Genomic DNA, 18,829 nt, shown 5'->3' on the forward strand with positions numbered 1-18,829 from the left:
CCGGCAAGGGAAGGGGTGTGACGCCATCCGGGCCAGCCGGGTACGGCACAAGGGCGGACAGTTCGTCCCACTGGTCTTCGAAGGGAATGAATTGCTGCATGGCGGCTTCCTCCTCTGGTCGGCCGCGTGCTCGGGCCTTGAGGGTTATGGAAGCAAGCTTTTCTGCCATGGGGGTGGCGGGATGTGGCGGAAGGATGGCGGGGGCATTCCTTCCTGCTGCCTTGCGGCGAGCTGGCCCCGGGGCCTAGGCCCCGGGGATCGCGCGCGAGCGCGCTCGTACACGATCGGGGCTTTAGTCCATTTCGACCATTTCGAAGTCGTCCTTGGTCACGCCGCAGTCGGGGCAGGTCCAGGTGTCGGGGATGTCTTCCCAGCGGGTGCCCGGGGCGATGTCTTCTTCGGGCAGGCCGAGCGCTTCGTCGTAGATGAAGCCGCAGACAACGCACATCCATTTACGCAGGGTGGTTTCGGTCGAGTTGCTCATAGCGTGTCGTACTGGTTCACTGGTAAGTCCCACATTCTGGCACCCCCGGCGTTACCGCGATAGCGCGGCGCCCTACCCCCACGCGAAGGATACTTATGAGCACCCTCCTCCGAGCCCGCCTGAGCGGCAAGGGCGTCTATGCGATCACCGACGGCCCGCGCGATGACCTGTTCGCGGCCGTCGAGGCCGCGCTGGCCGGCGGCGCCCGTCTCCTGCAGTACCGCGACAAGACCACCGACGCCGCGCGCCGGGCCCGGGAAGCCGCCGAACTGGCGACCCTGTGCGCCCGCCACGATGTTCCGCTGATCATCAATGACGACGTGGCCCTGGCGCAGGCCTGCGGTGCCGCCGGCGTGCATCTCGGCGTCCAGGACGTGTCGATCGCGGAGGCGCGCGCCATCCTCGGCCCGGATGCCATCATCGGCACCTCCTGCTACGGCTCCCTGGAGCGGGCGAAGCAGATGCGCGACGAGGGCGCGGATTACCTGGGCTTCGGCGCCATGTACCCCTCGACCACCAAGCCGCACGCCCCGGTCACCACCCACGACGTATTGACGCAGGCCAGCCAGCTGGGCGTCCCGGTCGTGGCTATCGGCGGCCTCACGCCCGACAATGCACGTTCGGTGATCGACGCAGGCGCGGATTTCATCGCGGTGGTCTCGGCGATCTTCGCCGCACCCGATATCCAGGCCGCCACGCGCCGCTTCGCCGACCTTTTCGATGCTCGCCCCGGAATCATTCAATGACCACGAACCACGAACTCTTCGCCCGCGCCCGCCAGCTGATGCCCGGCGGCGTGAATTCCCCCGTCCGCGCCTTCAAGTCGGTGGGTGGCGAGCCGTTCTTCACCGCGCGCGCCGATGGCCCGTACCTGTGGGACGTGGAAGGCAAGCGTTATATCGATTACGTGGGCTCGTGGGGCCCGATGATCGTGGGCCATAACCACCCCGCGGTGCGCGATGCGGTGGTCGCTGCCGCGCAGAATGGCCTGAGCTTCGGCACGCCCTCCCCCGCCGAAGTGACGATGGCCGAGACCATCGTGAAGCTGGTGCCGTCGATCGACATGGTGCGCATGGTGAACTCGGGCACCGAGGCGACGATGTCGGCGATCCGCCTGGCCCGTGGCGCCACCGGCCGCAACAAGATCGTGAAGTTCGAAGGCTGCTACCACGGCCACGGCGACAGCTTCCTGGTGAAGGCGGGTTCGGGCGCGCTGACGTTTGGCGTACCGACCTCGCCGGGCGTGCCCAAGGCCGCGGCCGATCTCACGCTCACGCTCCCATACAACGATATCAACGCCGCGCACGCGTTGTTCGCCGAGCACGGCGCCGATATCGCCGGCCTGATCATCGAGCCCGTCGCCGGCAACATGAACTGCATTCCGCCGAAGGAAGGCTATCTCGAGGCGCTGCGCGAACTGTGCACCGCCCACGGCGCGCTGCTGATCTTCGACGAAGTGATGACCGGCTTCCGCGTGGCCCTCGGCGGTGCGCAGGCGCATTACGGCATCACGCCCGACCTCACCTGCTTCGGCAAGGTGATCGGTGGTGGCATGCCCGTGGGTGCGTATGGCGGTCGCCGTGACCTGATGGAACAGGTGGCCCCGGCCGGCCCGGTGTACCAGGCCGGCACGCTCTCGGGTAACCCGGTGGCGATGGCCGCGGGCCTGGCGATGCTGGAACTGATCCAGATGCCGGGCTTCTACGAGGATCTGGCGAAGCGCACCGCGAAGCTCACCGACGGTATTGCCGCTGCGGCGAAGAAGCACGGCATTCCCTTCAGCACGACCCGCGTGGGCGCGATGTTCGGCCTGTTCTTCACCGGTGAAACCGTGGAAACGTATGCGCAGGCCACGGCGGCGGACGTCGCGTCGTTCAACGCGTTCTTCCACGGGATGCTGGAGCGTGGCGTGTACCTGGCGCCGTCGGCGTTCGAAGCGGGCTTTGTGTCCAGCGCGCACAGCGATGCGATCATCGATGAAACGATTGCCACGGCCGATGCCGTGTTCGCGACGCTCAGCTGATCCAGGAGACCGTCGATAAGGACTAATCGCTTTCGTCGACTCGCAACGACATCACGCATCGCTTGAAGGTGGGCTCGGTTGAACCGCCAGCGTGAGGCAAGCGAGGTCGAACGTCGCTCGGACTCCCCCCGGGCGAGATCACGTTAATTATTCGGCGTCCGTTCACGGAATACTGGAGGGTATGCGCAGAGAGGTCCTTCGTGCCTCGTACCTCAATGCCTCGCTGGCTAAAATCGCTATCGAGTTGCTCCGGCGTGATGCAGGTCGAGCGCGGGAGATAGATTTCCAAGGCACTGTGGTGCGACGCGACGCCACCCGCTTTCTGGACCGGGTAATAATCCAACGCGACCGAGATACGCAGCTTCCCATATCGAGGTTCTGAGAACCCCGCGACGTAGTTGTCCGACGCCCGCTGCGTGCCTCTGGTCATACGGATGCCGAGCACTTTCTCGACGGTCACCTGATCAAGCGGGCCCGACGGCGTTTGAATAAGTGTAAGTACCTGATCCCATGTATATGCCGGTGGCGGGGAATCAACGCCTTGCGCGCCAACCATCCCCATACCCAGCACCAGCGAAATAACGGCGGCGCCAGTCAGCCGTGTGAAAGCCGTAGCCTTCTTGCTCCTTGCCATGTCCCTATTGATCCTTATCGGGTTCGCTTTGATCCATCGCGAGCAAGCTCGCTCCTACAACCGCCGGGGCCAGTGACGGTACAAAAAAACGCCCGGCCAGGCCGGGCGTTTTGTTTTCAGGCCACCTTGGCTTCGCGGCTGGCGAACTCCGCCAGCGCCGCGTGCAGGCGTTCGAGGCCTGCCGCCGTCTCTTCATCCGTGATGTTGAGTGGCGGGACAATACGCAGCACGTCCGGGCCGGCCTGCAGGATGAGCAGGCCGTGGGCGGCGGCGATGTCGAGCACTTCACCTGCGCGGCCCTTGTAGGCGCCGTCGAGCGCCGCGCCGATCATGAGGCCGCGGCCACGGATTTCCGAGAACAGATGGAATTCGTGGTTGAGCTTCTCGAGACCCTTGCGGATGTCGTTGGCCTGGCGCTCCACGTTGAGCAGCACCGCCGGCGAGGCGATCTTCTTCAACGCCACGCGAGCGACGGCGGCCGCCATCGGGTTGCCGCCAAACGTGGTGCCATGTGCGCCGAACTGCATCACTTCGGAAACCGACTTGCCGACCAGCATGGCGCCGATCGGGAAACCGGCGCCGAGCGCCTTGGCCAGCGTGACGATATCCGGCGTGACGTGGTCGTGCGTGTGCGCGAACAGCGTGCCGGTACGGCCCATGCCGCACTGGATTTCATCGAGCACCATGAGCGCGTTGTGCGCATCGCACAGCTCGCGGATCTTCTTCAGGAAGCCCGGCGCGGCCGGCGTGACACCGCCTTCGCCCTGCACCGGCTCGATCATCACCGCGGCGACGCCGCCCTTGGCGAAGGCTTCTTCCAGCGCGGCTTCATCGTTGAACGCCACGTAGCGGAAGCCACCCGGCAGCGGCTCGTAGCCTTCCTGGTACTTCGGCTGCGCGGTCGCGGTGACCGACGCCAGCGTGCGGCCGTGGAACGAGCCGTAGAAGGTGATGATGACGCGGTCTTCCGGCGCGCGGCCCTGGCCGGCAGCCCATTTGCGCACGAGCTTGATCGCGGCTTCGTTGGCTTCGGTACCGGAGTTGCACAGGAAGACACGCTCGGCGAACGGCGCGTGTTCGATCAGTTCTTCGGCAAGACGCAGCGGCGGCTCGGTCCAGAACACGTTGCTTGCGTGCCACAGCTTGTGCGCCTGTGCGACCAGCGCTTCGACGAGTTCGGGCTCCTGGTGGCCCAGGGCATTCACGGCAATGCCCGCACCGAAATCGAGATAGTCGCGGCCTTCGGTATCCCACACACGGGCGCCCTTGCCGTGGTCGAGCACGACATCACGGGGGCGGTACACGGATAGCCAATAGCGCTTGCCCAGGCCGATGAGATCGGAGGGTTCGACAGGATGCGACGACATGAAAACGACTCCCGGGCCCGGCCGCAGCGCCTGGCCCCAAACAGGAACGGATGGAATCGCACGGTACGTTCTGCGGTCCGACATCGATCCGATGCCCGGGCGGCGAGGAAAGCGCCACGGGATACCCATCGTATAAGGCGCGGGCCCCGGCGACAACGGCTGTTCCGCCGATGTAACGGCCTGTTACAGAACGCTACAGCGGATGAACGCCAAAGAAATGCCCGCGAAAGGAAAATTCCTTGCGAATCAAGGCGGGCGCCGGGTGGCATGCGGCTTGCTGCTTACCAGGGGAGGCTCCCGGAGCCGTGGTGTTCGCTCGCCCGACGACCCTGCCAAGCCGGACGACGAATGGGAACTCCCGACCCCCCAGAGGGCCGGGAGTTTTCTTTTCCGCCCGGGGAACCCGTCAGCGCAACTGATCGAGGGCCAGCTGGTGCTTCTTGCAGAGGCGATACACCGTGACGCGCGACACCCTCAGCCGGCGGGCGCACTCGCTGATGTTGAACGCGCTCGCCCGCAGGCAATCCACGATGGCCTCGCGCTCGGCCGAGGTGCGCGCGCTGCCCAGGCTGTCACGATCGAGCCCCGGCAGGTCGGCATTGAGTTCCAGGTCGTCGGGCGTGATCAGCGCATCGTCGGCGATGACGGCCGCGCGCTGTACTCGGTTCATCAGTTCACGGACATTGCCCGGCCAAGCAAAAGCGTTCATGGCCTTGCGCGCCGCCGTGCTGAACGCCCGCGCGCGGGTGCCGTAGCTCTCGCGGAACGTATCCAGGAAGTACTGCGCCAGCAGCTCGATATCGCCATTGCGTTCGCGCAGGGGCGGCATGCGCAGGCGCAGCACGTTGAGGCGGTAGAACAGATCCTCGCGGAAGCGACCCTGGGCCACGGCTTTTTCCAGATCCACGTGGGTGGCCGCAAGCACGCGCACGTTCACCTTGATGGACTGGCAGCTGCCGATGCGCTCGATGGTGCCTTCCTGCAGTACGCGCAGCAGGTTGGTCTGGGCATCGAGCGGCAGGTCGCCGATTTCGTCGAGGAAGACGGTGCCGCCGTCGGCGGACTCGAAGTGGCCGATACGCCGCGCCGTGGCGCCGGTGAACGAACCGCGCTCGTGGCCGAACAGTTCGGACTGGACGAGGTTGGCCGGCAGTGCGCCGCAGTTGATCGCGGCGAACGGTTTGTCGCGACGGCCGGAGAGCTGGTGCAGCGCCCGGGCGGCCATTTCCTTGCCCGTACCCGTCTCGCCGGTGATCAGCAGCGGCAGCTCGACGGGAGCGAACTTACGAATATTCTGAGACAGCCCGCGGATCGCCGGGCTGCTGCCGGTCATGACGCTGGGCTGGTCGTCATCAAAGACCGGGATGCCTTCGGCAGGCACGCGTTGCAGCGCCTGGCGCAGCGCCTGCAGCGAGGAGGCGCCGTCGATCAACTCGAAGGCCTGCGGCAGCACGTGCTGGATGGACGGATCGTTGGCCGGCGTCCGCTGGCCGGTCAGCCCGATCCAGGCCAGGCCCGGATGGCTGTCGCGCAGTTCCTGCAACACGCGCACGGCCGCCTGGGCGCTTGCGCGCAGGTCGACCACGGCGATCGCCGTGTCCCCGCATTCGGGCAAGTGCGTGTCCAGCCGTGCCGGATCGGCCACCAAGGTGCGCCAGCCGGCCCGTATCAGTCCGAAATGTTCTTCAACGCTCGGCCTTCCAACCCAGACGACGCAACGCCCCGTCGATTCCCCGCGTGACATGCCTGCTCCTCAAACCGTTCAGTGGCCTGCTGCCGGCTGTAGCGGGTTCACCCTTGGACCCGCCGCCGGCACCCCCTGCAGGCCGGCAAGCCCCACACCGCCCTTCTGTCATGTCATGCCAGGGGCGACGAACTGACGTTACCCCGGCATGCAAAAACCGGCCATACACCAAACGGGCTAGCTCACAAAGCGGTTTGGGCGGGCGTTCGCGCTTGCTAGAGAAACAAGTCCGGTAGTAGAGGCTGGCCCGGGGTGACGGCGTAGTGATCGAAGTTCGTCACACCTTCTTCACGCAAAACGGCTTCGTCGATGAAGAAGTGACCGGTGGTCGCCCGCGCGGGACGGGTGAGGATCGCGTGGGCCGCATCGGCCACGATCTCGGGGGTACGGCAGTTTTCGGCACGCACGCCATCGATCATGGCGATGGCGGCCGTGGCGATGACGGTTTTCGGCCACAACGCGTTGACCGCCACGCCCATCGGCGCGAACTCCGGCGCCATGCCCAGGACGCACTGGCTCATGCCGAACTTGGCGATGGTGTAAGCCACGTGCGGTGCGTACCAGTGCGGGTCGATGCTCGGCGGCGGTGAGAGCATGAGCACGTGCGGGTTGTCCGCCTCTTTCAGGAACGGCAGGCAGGCCTGCGTCACGAGGAAGGTGCCGCGCGTATTCACCTGGTGCATCAGGTCGAAGCGCTTCATCGGCGTGTCTTCGGTACCCGCCAGCCAGATCGCGCTGGCGTTGTTCACCACGATATCGATGCCGCCGAAGCGCTCGGCCGCTGTCGCTGCCGCCATGCGCACTTCCGCCTCTTCGCGGATATCCACCTTGAGCGGTAACGCCTTGCCACCGGCTGCTTCGATCTCGGCGGCGGCGGTGTGGATAGTGCCGGGCAGCTTCGGATTGGGCACGCCGCTCTTCGCGGCGATCACCACGTTGGCGCCATCGCGCGCGGCGCGCAGGCCGATCGCGAGGCCGATGCCGCGCGAGGCACCGGTGATGAACAAGGTCTTCCCGGCGAGCGATGTCATGAGGGGCTTACTCAGGCGCGCTGGAAGCGCGGGAGGATGTCACGCAATTCGGCGAGCCGCTGGATCGGATCATCCAGTTCGAGCATGTGCTGGCATTCGTTCGGGTCGAGCGGCAACAGCTCGCACAGGCGGAAGCCCACCCAGCTGGCGTCATCCGCGCGACCGGCGACATCCTGGCGCCACGGCGGGCCCATCTGGTCGGCGAGCCGTTCGAGGATGGTGGTGAGCAAGCCGAACTCCGCCGGCACCGGCACGACAGTCTCCGGTTCCCACGGCGCGATGTCGCCACGCACCTGGCCATCGGAACGCACGCGTGTGCGGGTGACACGGAAGCGCTGGCCACCCTCCGCGACGATGCCGAGCAGGCCGTCTTCGCGGGTATGGAAATCGGTGATGGTCGCGAGCGTGCCCACGGCGGCCGGGATCGCCGGCTGCCCGGCTTCGCGGCCCTCGAGGATGAGGCACACCCCAAAGCCCCTGCCTGTCCGCGCGCATTCGCGCACCAGGTCGATGTAGCGCGGTTCGAAAATGCGCAACGGGAGATGGCCGCCCGGGAAAAGGACGTTCGCCAGAGGGAACAGGGGGAGATCGAGAGCGGGCGTGGTCGCAGCCATGCCCGCCAGTCTAACCCGCGCGCAGCGCGTCGAAGAAGCGCCGTGGCGCACCTTCGAAGCCGCCGTTCGACATGAACACCACGTGGTCGCCCTCACCCGCCTGCGCGGCGAGTGATTCGACCAGGGCTTCCACCGTCGGCACGGCGGTGCCGCGACCCGACAATGCGCCGGTGACCTTGCCGGCATCCCATGCCAGTTCCGGGCGGTGCAGGAACACCACGCCATCGGCATCCTGCAGCGACGGCGCCAGCGCATCGGCGTGCGCACCGAGGCGCATGCTGTTCGAGCGTGGCTCGAGCGCGACCAGGATGCGAGCCTTGCCGACCTTCGCGCGCAGACCCGCGAGCGTGGTGGCGATGGCCGTGGGGTGGTGAGCGAAGTCGTCGTACACGGTGACACCGCGTGCTTCGCCGATGACTTCCATGCGCCGGCGAGCATTGGCGAAGCTGGCAAACGCAGGTAGCAAGGCCACCGGGTCGGCGCCGGCGGCCGTGGCCGCAGCGAGCGCACCCAGCGCGTTCATCACGTTGTGCCGGCCCAGCGAGTTCCAGCGGATCTCGCCGAGCACCACACCCTGGCGGCTCACCCGGAAGTGCGAGCCATCGGCGGCGATGAGTTCCGCACGCCAGTCGCCCGTATCGATACCGAAGGTTTCCACCGGCGTCCACGCGCCCATCGCCAGCACTTCGGCCAGATACGGATCTTCGGCGTTGACGATGAGCCGGCCGTTGCCGGGCACCGTGCGCACGAGGTGGTGGAACTGGCGCTGGATGGCGGCCACGTCGGGGAAGATATCCGCGTGGTCGTATTCCAGGTTGTTGAGGATGGCGATGCGCGGGCGGTAGTGGACGAACTTCGAACGCTTGTCGAAGAACGCCGAGTCGTACTCATCCGCCTCGATGACGAAGGGCTTGCCGCTGCCGCGACGGGCCGAGACATCGAAGTTGCCGGGCACGCCACCGATCAGGAAGCCCGGATCCATGCCGGCCTGGTCGAGCAGGTGCGCGAGCAGGCTGGTGGTCGTGGTCTTGCCGTGCGTACCGGCCACGGCGAGTACCTCGCGCCCACCGAGCAGGGTTTCGCCGAGCCACTGCGGGCCGGAGATGTAGCGCAGGCCTTCGTTGAGCATGTACTCCACGGCCGGGTTGCCGCGGGTCATGGCGTTGCCGACCACGACGAGGTCCGGCGCCGGCTGGAGGTGCTCAGCCGTATAGCCCTGCATCAGCTCGATGCCGAGGGCTTCGAGCTGGGTGCTCATGGGCGGGTAAACGTTGGCGTCGGAGCCTTCGACCTGCAGGCCGAGTTCGCGACCGAGCGCGGCCACGCCGCCCATGAAGGTACCGCCGATGCCGAGGATATGGACGCGCATGCTTACAGGCTCGCGGCCGGCGCGCGGGGCGCCGGCGTGTGCTGGGACGGGATCAGGCGCTGGCCGCGCTGGCGTCGTTCAGGGCCGCCTTGATGCGCGCCGTGACGTCGTCGAGGTCGCCGACGCCGTCGACGATCTTGAGCTTGCCGCGCTTGGCGTAGAACTCGGCGACCGGAGCGGTCTGGTCGGCGTAGATGCCCAGGCGCTTCTTGACCGTTTCCGGCTCGTCGTCCGGGCGGTGTTCGGCTTCGAAACGCACTTCGCAACGGGCGACGATGGCATCGAACGGCACTTCGAGCTTGATGACCACATCGAGCGGCTGGCCGATCTTGGCGAGCACGCTATCCAGCGCGTCGGCCTGGGCCAGGTTGCGCGGGTAGCCATCGAGGATGAAGCCGGGCTTGGCGTCGGCCTGGGCCAGGCGGTGCTCGATGATGCCGAGCATGATGTCGTCCGGCAGCAGGTGGCCGGCATCCATCAGGGCCTTGGCCTTCTTGCCGAGCTCGGTCCCTTCCTTGATCTCGCCACGGAGCAGGTCGCCCGTCGAGATGTGCGGGATACCGTAGTCCTGCTTGAGGCGGGCCGCCTGGGTGCCCTTACCCGAACCGGGGGCGCCGAAAAGCACGAATCGCATTGATGCTCCAGTTTACCGGGCTGGCCGGGCTAACCCCGCCGCCGGGCACAATAAAATGGCTCTCACGGTAACGGCAGGGGCGCCACCCCGTCAAACGGCTGTTACATGGGCGTGGCAGTGCGCCGCAGGGGCCGCCTTCAAGCCACGGCCACGCCGGACGGGTTACCGTAGGGGCCTCGACCGCACCAGAAGGAACCGCAGCATGGCCGCCGGCAAGCTCCTCTACGCCCAGTCGGGCGGTGTCTCCGCCGTCATCAACGCCACCGCCGCCGGGGTCATCGAGACCGCCCGCGACAAGGGCATCCCGGTATACGCCGCCCGCAACGGCATCCTCGGCGCCCTCCGCGAGGAGCTGATCGACACCACCAAGGAAGCCAAGGCGAACATCGCCGGGCTGAAGCACACCCCGGGTGGCGCCTTTGGTTCGTGCCGCTACAAGCTGAAGTCGCTCGAGGAGAACCGGGCCGAGTACGAGCGGCTGATCGCGGTGTTCAAGGCGCACGATATCCGCACCTTCCTCTACAACGGTGGCAACGATTCGGCCGATACGGCCAACAAGGTCTCGAAGATCGGCCACGCGCTGGGCTACGAGGTGAACTGCATCGGCGTGCCCAAGACGATCGATAACGACCTGGTCGTCACCGACAACTGCCCGGGTTTCGGCTCGGTGGCGAAGTACACGGCGATCGCCGTGCGCGAGGCGAGCCTCGATGTCGCGTCCATGATGGATACCTCGACCAAGGTGTTCATCATCGAGGTGATGGGCCGCCACGCCGGGTGGATCGCCGCGGCCGCAGGCCTCGCCGGCAGCAAGGCGGGCGATCCGCCGCAGATCATCCTGTTCCCCGAGAACGTCTTCGACCCGGCGGCGTTCCTGGCCAAGGTCAAGGCCACGGTGGAGAAGGTGGGCTACTGCACCGTCGTGGTTTCCGAGGGCGTGAAGGGTTCCGATGGCAAGTTCCTCGCCGAGTCTGCTGAAACCGGCGCGCGCGATGCCTTCGGCCATGCCCAGCTGGGCGGTGCCGCCCCGGTGCTCGCCGCGCTGGTGAAAGAGAAGCTCGGCTACAAATATCACTGGGCCCTGCCCGATTACCTGCAGCGCTCCGCGCGGCATATCGCGGCGAAGGTGGATGTGGAGCAGGCCTATGCCGTGGGCAAGAAGGCCGTGGAGTACGCTGCCGATGGGCTCAACGCGGTGATGCCGGTGATCGTGCGCACCTCCGACGAACCCTATAAGTGGAAGATCGAAGCGGCGCCGCTGGACAAGATCGCCAACCAGGAAAAGAAGATGCCGAAGAACTTCATCTCGAAAGATGGGTTCGGCATCACGGCGGCCGCGCGGCGTTACCTCGCCCCGCTGATCCTCGGCGAAGCCCCGCCGCCGTATGGCGAGGATGGCCTGCCGCAATACGTCACGCTGAAGAACACCGCCGTGCCGAAGAAACTGAAAAAATTCGTCCCAGCCTAACCAACGCCCCCGCCGTTGTAGGAGCCCACCCTGTGGGCGACATCTTTCGCGACAACGCCACAGGCCCTGTGGCTCTTTCGCGAACGGCGTCGCCCACAGGGTGGGCTCCTACGTGGGCGGCAGGCTCCCTATCAATCGAATGTCGTGGACGAAGGCGGCATACGCTTCGTCGCGGTCTTCCTGCGCGGGCAGGCGTAGCAGATACGAGGGGTGCACGGTCGCCATGGCTTTACGCCCATCGGCCAGGGTGAACCATTGGCCGCGCTGCTCCATGAGGCGGAACGCGCTGCCGAAGATCGCCTGCGCCGCCATGGCGCCGAGGCACACCAGCGCGTCCGGCTGGATCCGGTCGATTTCCGCCGCGAGCCACGGCCGGCACGCGGCCTGCTCTTCCGCATTGGCACGCTTATGCAAGCGGCGCTTACCGCGCGGTTCGAACTTGAAGTGTTTGACGGTGTTGGTGACATACAGCGCGGCGCGGGGCACGCCGGCATCCGCGAGCGCCTGGTCGAACAACTTCCCGGCGGGTCCGATGAAGGGCTTCCCGGCGAGGTCTTCCTGATCGCCCGGCTGTTCGCCGATCACCACGATGCGCGCGTCGTCGGGGCCTTCGCCGAAGACCGTCTGCGTGGCGGGTCGCCACAGTTCGCAGGCTCGGCAATCCTTCGCCTGCTGGCGTAACTCGGCGAGGCTGCCTGCGGGCACGGCCGTCCCGGCCTTCTGCCATGGCGCGAACTTCTTCTTCGGCACCGTCGCATCGCGCGCCACCATCGCCTGCATGCGCGGCAGCGCATCGCGGACCAGTTCGGGAATCAGCGAGGCCTCCGGCAAATTCTTCCAGTATTTCACCGGCATCTCGCGCTTCATCGCGTCGACCTTCAGGCGCGCCGGGTTGAAGATGCTGCTGTAGTACGTGCGCCATAGGTCTTCGAGGGCATCGCCGCTCGGTGCATCGGCACGGCTCGCCCCCGCGCCGAAGGACAGCTTTTCGCCATCCCAGTGCGCGGTGCGCGACGGCGTGAGCAGCGACCAGCGCATGCCGGTGAAGCGACGCACGAAGAACGGTGCCACGCGGGTGACGATATCGTGCTCGGGCTCGAACCAGGCGACGTACACCGTGCCTTCGTCCACCGCCACCTCGCGGAAGCGCACGAAGGCCTTCATCTTGTGCATGTCGCGGTTCACCTGCTTTACGCAGGTGTGGGCCCAGCTCACATCGTCGTCGGTCGCGATGGCCAGCAAGCCCTTTTCGCCGTGGGCCAGCCGCCACAGCATGCGATAGAGCACCGCGTGTCGGCGCGGATCGCTATGCGCCAGCACGGTGTTCGCCAGGTTGAGGAAATCGCGGGGCACGTTGGGCGGTGTGCCTTCGCGCGGCGGCGGTATCGCATCGTCGCCACCGAACAAGCCGCCGCCCCACTCGACGTCGATGGGCTCCACGCCAGCCAACAACAGCGCACGTGCCTTGCCGCGCCACTCGCCCAGGTCGGACGGATCATCCAGCGAAACGCGCAGCATCAGCCGAACAGATCAGGCTGCGTAGGCATCGGCTCGCGCAGGTCGCGATGCAAGGCCGTGCTTTCGTGGTCGCCGCGCGGGCGGTGGTCCACGGTCTCGACGAAGGGCGCGACCTTCTTCACCGGCACGCGCAGGCGGATGAGATCGTCATAGCGGATGCGGCGATGGCCGCGCATGGCGATCATCTTGTCCACGGTCTTTACGCCGAGGCCCGGCACGCGCAGGAGCATGTCGCGCGAGGCCTTGTTCACGTCCACCGGGAACTGCTCGCGGTGGCGCAGCGCCCAGGCCAGCTTCGGATCCACCTCGAGCGAGAGCATGCCGTCGTCACCCGGCGGCGCGATTTCATCGGCGCGGAAGCCGTAGAAACGCATCAGCCAGTCGGCCTGGTAGAGGCGGTGCTCGCGCACCAGCGGCGGCGGCTTCAGCGGCAGGATCTTCGAGGCATCCGGGATCGGGCTGAAAGCGGAGTAGTAGACGCGGCGCAGGCGGTAGTTCGTATAGAGGTTGGTGCTGGCGGTGAGCACATCGCGATCGCTCGCGGCGTCGGCACCGACGATCATCTGGGTGCTCTGCCCCGCCGGCGCGAACTTCGGCGCCTTCTTCTCGGCCTTTGCCTCGTCGATCGACAGGCGCAGGCGGCCCATGGCGCTGCGGATATCGCCGAGATGCTTCTCCGGCGCCAGTGTTTTCAGGCCGCCTTCGGTGGGCATTTCCACGTTGATGCTGAGGCGGTCTGCCCAGCGGCCCGCCGCATCGATTAGCTCGGGTGAGGCGTCGGGGATCGTCTTCAGGTGGATGTAGCCGCCGAACTTGTGGTCGACGCGTAGCGAACGCGCCACGCGGACCAGCTGTTCCATGGTGTAGTCGGGTGACTGGATGATGCCCGACGAAAGAAACAGGCCCTCGATGTAATTGCGCCGGTAGAACTCAAGCGTGAGGTTCACCACCTCTTCCGCGGTGAAGCGGGCGCGCGGCACGTTGCTGCTGCGCCGATTCACGCAGTACGCGCAGTCATACACGCAGAAGTTGGTGAGCAGGATCTTCAGCAGCGAAATGCAACGCCCATCCGGCGCATACGCATGGCAGATACCCATGCCTTCGGTGGAGCCAATGCCCCCGGTACCGAGCGAGTTACGACCCTTCCCGCCACTCGACGAGCACGAGGCATCGTACTTGGCGGCATCGGCCAGGATGGCGAGTTTCTCAGAGATCTTCATGGGGATGCCTATGGTGCCTCGTCCGCCCCCAAACCGCGTGAAGACCCGGGTGACGTATCATCGGGGGTCGATACCTGGAGCGCGCCATGGACCTGATTATTCGCCACGCCAATCTTCCCGACGGCCGCAAGGATGTCGATATCGGGATCGAAGCTGGGCGGTTCGCGGCGATCCAGCCGGCGCTGCCCGCGAAGGGCGTGGAGGAGATCGATGCGCAGGGGCGGCTGGTGGCGCCGCCGTTCGTCGATGCGCATTTCCATATGGATGCCACGCTTTCGCTGGGCCTGCCGCGGCTCAATGCCTCGGGCACCCTGCTTGAGGGCATTGCACTGTGGGGCGAGCTGAAGCCGGAGCTCACCCACGAAGCCCTCGTGAAGCGTGCCCTCGCCTATTGCGACATGGCCGTGGCGCAAGGCCTGCTCTCGATCCGCAGCCACGTGGATGTGTGCGATGACCGCCTGCTGGCGACGGAAGCGTTGCTGGAAGTGAAGCGTAAGGTCGCCCCGTACCTGCATCTGGAACTGGTGGCCTTTCCGCAGGATGGCCTGCTACGTTCGAAGACGGCGAAGGCGAACCTGGTTCGCGCACTGGACATGGGTGTCGACGTGGTCGGCGGCATCCCGCATTTCGAACGCACCATGGCCGACGGGGCCGAGTCGATCCGCTGGTTGTGCGAACTCGCTGCCGAGCGCGGCCTGCGCGTGGACATGCATTGCGATGAGTCCGACGACCCGTGGTCGCGGCACATCGAGACGCTGGCGGCGGAAACCGTGCGTACCGGCTTGCAGGGCCGTGTCACCGGTTCGCATCTCACGTCCATGCACTCCATGGATAACTACTACGTCTCGAAGCTGCTACCGCTGATCGCGGAAGCCGGCGTGCACGCCATCGCGAATCCGCTGATTAACATCACGCTGCAGGGCCGCCACGATACCTACCCGAAGCGCCGTGGCATGACCCGCGTGCCGGAGCTGCTCGCCGCCGGGGTCAACGTCGCCTTCGGCCACGATTGCGTGATGGACCCCTGGTACGGCATGGGCTCGGGCGACATGCTCGAGGTGGCGCACATGGGCTTGCACGTGGCGCAGATGACCTCGACCGCCGGTGTCGCACAGTGCTTCGATGCCGTAACGACCAACGCGGCGCGGGTGCTAGGCCTCGAAGGCTACGGAATCGCGCCGGGGCATCGTGCGGACTTCGTGCTGCTCCAGGCCGGCGACACCTACGAGGCGATTCGCCTGAAGGCCAACCGCCTGCTGGTCGTTCGCGGGGGCGCGATCCTCGCCCGCTCAGCTGAACGGCGCTCGGAGCTCTTCCTGCCGGAAAGCCCGGAAAATCTGACACTTGAGTTCCGGCCCGGATCGATTTACTGAACGCGGCGGTTCAATAGCTGTCGCGTCACTTAATTACTTTCGCGAGTCTTTCAAAAACACGTTCTTTCGTTCAGGTTCGCATTCCTAGGATGCGAATCGTCGGTCCCACCTGCGGATCGTCACCTGAGAGAAAGCCGTGATGAAAACCCTGCTGCGTACTGCCCTTGCTGCCCTGGCGCTTGCCGCCACCACGGCCGCCGTGGCGGCTCCGGACCATGACCACGACCGTGGCCACGACCGCGACCGCGACCACCACGGCTACGACAACCGTGGCCGCGGCGACTGGCACCACGACAACGGCTGGCACGGCCATCGCCCGCCGCCGCCCCCGCCGCGCTATTACGGCCACGGCTATTACCACGGCCCGTCGTACTACCACCGCCCGCCGCCCCCGCCGCCGCGTTACTACGGCCATTGGGAACGCGGCCACCGTTACTACGGCCGCAACGTGGTGGTGTACGACTACGGCAGCTACCGCCTGCGCCCGCCGCCGCGTGGCTACCACTGGGTCCGTGAGGACAACAGTTTCCTGCTTGTCGCCATCGCGACCGGCGTCATCTTCGACATCGCCACCCGCTAAATCCGGAGACACACCATGAAGATGCTTGGCAAACTCGCTTTCTGCCTCGTCGCTGCCGGCAGCATCGCTCCCGCGTTCGCCTGGGACCCGCCGCCCCCGCCGGGACACGACGACCACCATGACGACCGCGACCATCGCGACGATCACCGTGATGACCATCGCGACGATCATCACTATGACGCCCGCTATGACCATCACGATGACCGCGGCCCGCCCCCGGGCCACATGCGCCACGACTGGCAGCGCGGCCACCGTTACGACGGCCGCGTCGTTGTAGTCGATGATTGGCGCACCCGCCGCCTGCGCGAGCCGCCGCGTGGTTACCACTGGGTGCGCGATGACGATGACGGCCAGTTCCTGCTCGTCGCCGTCGCCACCGGCATCATCACCGACATCGTGCTCCAGCACTAAGGCACGTTTGGGGCAAGGACGCCCCCCGTAGGAGCCCACCCTGTGGGCGACATCTTTCGCCAAAACGCCGCAGGCCCTGTGGCTCTTCCGCGAACGGCGTCGCCCACAGGGTGGGCTCCTACGCGAACGGCGTCGCCCACAGGGTGGGCTCCTACCGTTTATGGGCGGTGCCTTGCGCAGCGCACAACATGTTTCCGCGCCTCCCCTGCCTATACTCGGGGTGAGCCCTTCATGGGCTCCCACAATTCGGGGAGGCTTCGATGCTGCAACAGTACGGTTTATGGATCGCGCTGGGATGTGCGGTCGTTGCGATTCTGTACGGCGCGTTTTCGGTCAGCTGGGTCCTGGCACGTTCGCCAGGCAATTCCCGCATGCAAGAAATCGCTGCCGCCATCCAGGAAGGCGCACGTGCCTACCTCAACCGCCAGTACGCGACCATCGGTGTCGTCGGCATCGTCCTCTTCCTTCTTATAGGCATATGCCTCGATTGGGGTACGGCCATCGGCTTCGCGCTGGGGGCGCTGCTCTCGGGAGCGGCCGGCTACATCGGCATGAACGTATCGGTTCGTGCCAACGTGCGTACCGCCGAGGCCGCCAGGAGCGGCCTTTCTTCTGCCCTCGCGGTAGCGTTCCGCGGCGGAGCAGTCACCGGCATGCTCGTCGTAGGCCTTGGCCTGCTCGGCGTGGCGGGCTACTACGGCGTGCTCACCCACCTGGGCTATGAACGCGGCCATGTCCTGCACGCACTCGTCGGCCTGGCGTTCGGTTCCTCGCTCATCTCGATCTTCGCCCGCCTCGGCGGCGGCATCTTCACCAAGGGTGCTGACGTCGGCGCCGACCTGGTCGGCAAGGTGGAAGCGGGCATCCCCGAGGACGATCCGCGCAACCCCGCGGTCATCGCCGATAACGTGGGCGACAACGTCGGCGACTGCGCCGGCATGGCCGCCGACCTCTTCGAAACCTACGCGGTCACGCTGATCGCCACGATGCTGCTGGGCGGCGTGCTCGCGACCGAGGTGGGGCCGAACGGCATCCTCTACCCGCTCGTGCTCGGCGGTGCCTCCATCGTCGCTTCGGTTATCGGCACGTTCTTCGTGAAAACCCGCGGCGGCAAGATCATGAATGCGCTGTACGCCGGCGTGTTCGTCTCGGCCCTGCTCGCGGCCATCGCGTTCTGGCCGATCACCGACCAGCTGATGGCGAACAGCGCCTTCGGCACGGGCCGGCTGTATGGCTGCGCCCTCATCGGCCTGGTGCTTACCGGCGCCATGGTGGTGATCACCGAGTACTACACGGCCACCGAATACAAACCGGTACGCCATGTAGCGCAGGCGTCGACCACCGGCCACGCCACCAACATCATCGCGGGGCTGGGCGTGTCGATGAAATCGACGGCGCTGCCGGTGCTGGCGGTGTGCGCGGCGATCTGGGGCTCGTTTGCGCTCGCCGGCCTGTACGGCATCGCGATCAGCGCCACGGCCATGCTCAGCATGACCGGCATGGTGGTGGCCCTCGACGCCTACGGCCCGGTGACCGATAACGCCGGCGGCATCGCCGAGATGGCCGAACTCCCGGCCGAGGTCCGCGGCGTCACCGATCCGCTGGATGCGGTGGGCAACACCACCAAGGCCGTGACCAAGGGCTATGCCATCGGCTCGGCCGGCCTCGCGGCGCTCGTGCTGTTCGCCGACTACACGCACAACCTCAGCGTCCACTTCGGCGGTGCGGAGGTGCGCTTCGATCTTTCCAACCACTACGTGATCATCGGCCTGCTCATCGGCGGCCTGATCCCCTATCTCTTCGCCGCCATGGCGATGGAGGCGGTGGGCCGCGCAGCGGGCGCCGTCGTGGAAGAAGTCCGCCGCCAGTTCCGTGAGATCAAGGGCATCATGGAAGGGACCACGAAGCCGGATTACTCGCGCGCCGTGGACCTGCTCACCCGCTCGGCGATCCGCGAGATGCTGGTGCCGTCGCTGCTCCCTGTGCTCGTGCCGGTGGTCGTCATCTTCGGCTTCAAATGGCTCGGCGGCCCCGAAGCCGGCGCGCAGGCGCTGGGCGGCGTGCTGATCGGCACCATCGTCACCGGCCTGTTCGTGGCCATTTCCATGACCACCGGCGGTGGCGCGTGGGATAACGCGAAGAAGTACATCGAGGATGGCCACTTCGGCGGCAAGGGTTCCGACGCGCACAAGGCCGCGGTCACCGGCGATACCGTGGGTGATCCGTACAAGGACACCGCCGGCCCTGCGGTGAATCCGCTGATCAAGATCATCAACATCGTGGCGTTGTTGTTGATCCCGTTGCTGTAAGCCGGCCCCGGTAGGAGCCCACCCTGTGGTCGACATCTTTCGCGATAACG

The 18,829-nt window shown here is 66.3% G+C and carries 18 protein-coding genes (1 of these 18 cut by a window edge); 7 read left to right on the top strand and 11 right to left on the bottom strand.

Features of this window, described 5'->3' with window-relative positions:
- On the bottom strand, positions 1-100 hold the 5' portion of the coding sequence (locus L2Y96_RS19605) for a hypothetical protein (RefSeq protein ID WP_247329590.1). It extends 80 nt beyond the left edge of the window; the window shows 100 of its 180 coding nt (coding positions 1-100); the start codon lies at positions 98-100; its stop codon lies off the left edge, out of view.
- Positions 101-292: 192 nt separating this feature from the next.
- A complete protein-coding gene (locus L2Y96_RS19610) occupies positions 293-484 on the bottom strand; it encodes a rubredoxin (RefSeq protein ID WP_247329592.1) in 192 nt (63 codons plus the stop codon).
- Between the two features lie 95 nt (positions 485-579).
- Between L2Y96_RS19610 and thiE the strand changes: the two genes are divergently transcribed.
- Together thiE and hemL are read left to right on the top strand one after the other, a co-directional pair.
- Entirely contained in the window at positions 580-1,230 is a 651-nt protein-coding gene (thiE, locus tag L2Y96_RS19615; protein ID WP_247329594.1) for a thiamine phosphate synthase, read from the top strand.
- The gene (gene hemL / locus L2Y96_RS19620; RefSeq protein WP_247329596.1) at positions 1,227-2,507 is read left to right on the top strand and encodes a glutamate-1-semialdehyde 2,1-aminomutase; all 1,281 of its coding nucleotides are present in this window, start codon (positions 1,227-1,229) and stop codon (positions 2,505-2,507) included. Before thiE ends, hemL begins: the two co-directional genes overlap by 4 nt.
- Positions 2,508-2,529: 22 nt before the next feature.
- Here the strand turns inward: hemL and L2Y96_RS19625 are convergent, their stop codons facing one another.
- The 7 genes from L2Y96_RS19625 to L2Y96_RS19655 form a co-directional block, all read right to left on the bottom strand.
- Positions 2,530-3,141, bottom strand: a complete 612-nt coding sequence (locus L2Y96_RS19625; RefSeq protein WP_247329600.1) for a hypothetical protein — start codon at positions 3,139-3,141, stop codon at positions 2,530-2,532.
- A 116-nt stretch (positions 3,142-3,257) separates the two neighbouring features.
- On the bottom strand, positions 3,258-4,508 hold the full coding sequence (locus tag L2Y96_RS19630) for an acetylornithine/succinylornithine family transaminase (protein WP_247329602.1): 1,251 nt from the start codon (positions 4,506-4,508) through the stop codon (positions 3,258-3,260).
- Positions 4,509-4,914: 406 nt separating this feature from the next.
- A complete protein-coding gene (locus L2Y96_RS19635; protein WP_425492453.1) occupies positions 4,915-6,252 on the bottom strand; it encodes a sigma-54 interaction domain-containing protein in 1,338 nt (445 codons plus the stop codon).
- Positions 6,253-6,467: 215 nt separating this feature from the next.
- Positions 6,468-7,283 (bottom strand): SDR family oxidoreductase, encoded by an 816-nt coding sequence (locus L2Y96_RS19640; protein WP_247329608.1) that lies wholly within the window; start codon positions 7,281-7,283, stop codon positions 6,468-6,470.
- Positions 7,284-7,294: 11 nt separating this feature from the next.
- Positions 7,295-7,897 carry an LON peptidase substrate-binding domain-containing protein gene (locus L2Y96_RS19645; protein WP_247329611.1) on the bottom strand — a complete coding sequence of 201 codons (603 nt, stop codon included), beginning with the start codon at positions 7,895-7,897 and terminating at the stop codon, positions 7,295-7,297.
- 10 nt (positions 7,898-7,907) lie between these two features.
- Positions 7,908-9,266, bottom strand: a complete 1,359-nt coding sequence (gene mpl / locus L2Y96_RS19650) for a UDP-N-acetylmuramate:L-alanyl-gamma-D-glutamyl-meso-diaminopimelate ligase (RefSeq protein ID WP_247329614.1) — start codon at positions 9,264-9,266, stop codon at positions 7,908-7,910.
- A 52-nt stretch (positions 9,267-9,318) separates the two neighbouring features.
- Entirely contained in the window at positions 9,319-9,900 is a 582-nt protein-coding gene (locus L2Y96_RS19655) for an adenylate kinase (protein WP_247329617.1), read from the bottom strand.
- Positions 9,901-10,102: 202 nt separating this feature from the next.
- Between L2Y96_RS19655 and L2Y96_RS19660 the strand changes: the two genes are divergently transcribed.
- A complete protein-coding gene (locus L2Y96_RS19660) occupies positions 10,103-11,368 on the top strand; it encodes a 6-phosphofructokinase (protein WP_247329620.1) in 1,266 nt (421 codons plus the stop codon).
- 108 nt (positions 11,369-11,476) lie between these two features.
- Here L2Y96_RS19660 and L2Y96_RS19665 read toward each other — a convergent pair whose 3' ends face one another.
- Entirely contained in the window at positions 11,477-12,886 is a 1,410-nt protein-coding gene (locus L2Y96_RS19665; RefSeq protein ID WP_247329623.1) for a UdgX family uracil-DNA binding protein, read from the bottom strand.
- Positions 12,886-14,106: a putative DNA modification/repair radical SAM protein gene (locus L2Y96_RS19670; protein ID WP_425492454.1), complete on the bottom strand. Its 1,221-nt coding sequence runs from the start codon at positions 14,104-14,106 to the stop codon at positions 12,886-12,888. The genes L2Y96_RS19665 and L2Y96_RS19670 overlap by 1 nt, the downstream gene beginning before the upstream one ends.
- 86 nt (positions 14,107-14,192) lie before the next feature.
- Between L2Y96_RS19670 and L2Y96_RS19675 the strand changes: the two genes are divergently transcribed.
- The 4 genes from L2Y96_RS19675 (at position 14,193) to L2Y96_RS19690 (ending at position 18,779) form a co-directional block, all read left to right on the top strand.
- Complete coding sequence (locus L2Y96_RS19675) at positions 14,193-15,479, top strand: amidohydrolase family protein (protein ID WP_247329626.1); 1,287 nt, start codon at positions 14,193-14,195, stop codon at positions 15,477-15,479.
- A gap of 139 nt (positions 15,480-15,618) precedes the next feature.
- Positions 15,619-16,059: an RcnB family protein gene (locus tag L2Y96_RS19680; RefSeq protein WP_247329627.1), complete on the top strand. Its 441-nt coding sequence runs from the start codon at positions 15,619-15,621 to the stop codon at positions 16,057-16,059.
- Positions 16,060-16,074: 15 nt separating this feature from the next.
- Complete coding sequence (locus L2Y96_RS19685) at positions 16,075-16,470, top strand: RcnB family protein (protein WP_247329629.1); 396 nt, start codon at positions 16,075-16,077, stop codon at positions 16,468-16,470.
- A 260-nt stretch (positions 16,471-16,730) separates the two neighbouring features.
- Positions 16,731-18,779, top strand: a complete 2,049-nt coding sequence (locus L2Y96_RS19690) for a sodium-translocating pyrophosphatase (protein WP_247329631.1) — start codon at positions 16,731-16,733, stop codon at positions 18,777-18,779.
- The last annotated feature ends 50 nt before the right edge of the window (positions 18,780-18,829 follow it).

This window comes from Luteibacter aegosomaticola (assembly GCF_023078475.1).
GTDB lineage: Bacteria > Pseudomonadota > Gammaproteobacteria > Xanthomonadales > Rhodanobacteraceae > Luteibacter > Luteibacter aegosomaticola.

What these genes read in the sequence shown, in the direction of transcription:
- L2Y96_RS19610 (WP_247329592.1), bottom strand. Translation starts at nt 484, where the DNA reads ATGAGCAACTCGACCGAAACCACCCTGCGTAAATGGATGTGCGTTGTC.
- thiE (WP_247329594.1), top strand. Translation starts at nt 580, where the DNA reads ATGAGCACCCTCCTCCGAGCCCGCCTGAGCGGCAAGGGCGTCTATGCG.
- hemL (WP_247329596.1), top strand. Translation starts at nt 1,227, where the DNA reads ATGACCACGAACCACGAACTCTTCGCCCGCGCCCGCCAGCTGATGCCC.
- L2Y96_RS19625 (WP_247329600.1), bottom strand. Translation starts at nt 3,141, where the DNA reads ATGGCAAGGAGCAAGAAGGCTACGGCTTTCACACGGCTGACTGGCGCC.
- L2Y96_RS19630 (WP_247329602.1), bottom strand. Translation starts at nt 4,508, where the DNA reads ATGTCGTCGCATCCTGTCGAACCCTCCGATCTCATCGGCCTGGGCAAG.
- L2Y96_RS19635 (WP_425492453.1), bottom strand. Translation starts at nt 6,252, where the DNA reads ATGTCACGCGGGGAATCGACGGGGCGTTGCGTCGTCTGGGTTGGAAGG.
- L2Y96_RS19640 (WP_247329608.1), bottom strand. Translation starts at nt 7,283, where the DNA reads ATGACATCGCTCGCCGGGAAGACCTTGTTCATCACCGGTGCCTCGCGC.
- L2Y96_RS19645 (WP_247329611.1), bottom strand. Translation starts at nt 7,897, where the DNA reads ATGGCTGCGACCACGCCCGCTCTCGATCTCCCCCTGTTCCCTCTGGCG.
- mpl (WP_247329614.1), bottom strand. Translation starts at nt 9,266, where the DNA reads ATGCGCGTCCATATCCTCGGCATCGGCGGTACCTTCATGGGCGGCGTG.
- L2Y96_RS19655 (WP_247329617.1), bottom strand. Translation starts at nt 9,900, where the DNA reads ATGCGATTCGTGCTTTTCGGCGCCCCCGGTTCGGGTAAGGGCACCCAG.
- L2Y96_RS19660 (WP_247329620.1), top strand. Translation starts at nt 10,103, where the DNA reads ATGGCCGCCGGCAAGCTCCTCTACGCCCAGTCGGGCGGTGTCTCCGCC.
- L2Y96_RS19665 (WP_247329623.1), bottom strand. Translation starts at nt 12,886, where the DNA reads ATGCTGCGCGTTTCGCTGGATGATCCGTCCGACCTGGGCGAGTGGCGC.
- L2Y96_RS19670 (WP_425492454.1), bottom strand. Translation starts at nt 14,106, where the DNA reads ATGAAGATCTCTGAGAAACTCGCCATCCTGGCCGATGCCGCCAAGTAC.
- L2Y96_RS19675 (WP_247329626.1), top strand. Translation starts at nt 14,193, where the DNA reads ATGGACCTGATTATTCGCCACGCCAATCTTCCCGACGGCCGCAAGGAT.
- L2Y96_RS19680 (WP_247329627.1), top strand. Translation starts at nt 15,619, where the DNA reads ATGAAAACCCTGCTGCGTACTGCCCTTGCTGCCCTGGCGCTTGCCGCC.
- L2Y96_RS19685 (WP_247329629.1), top strand. Translation starts at nt 16,075, where the DNA reads ATGAAGATGCTTGGCAAACTCGCTTTCTGCCTCGTCGCTGCCGGCAGC.
- L2Y96_RS19690 (WP_247329631.1), top strand. Translation starts at nt 16,731, where the DNA reads ATGCTGCAACAGTACGGTTTATGGATCGCGCTGGGATGTGCGGTCGTT.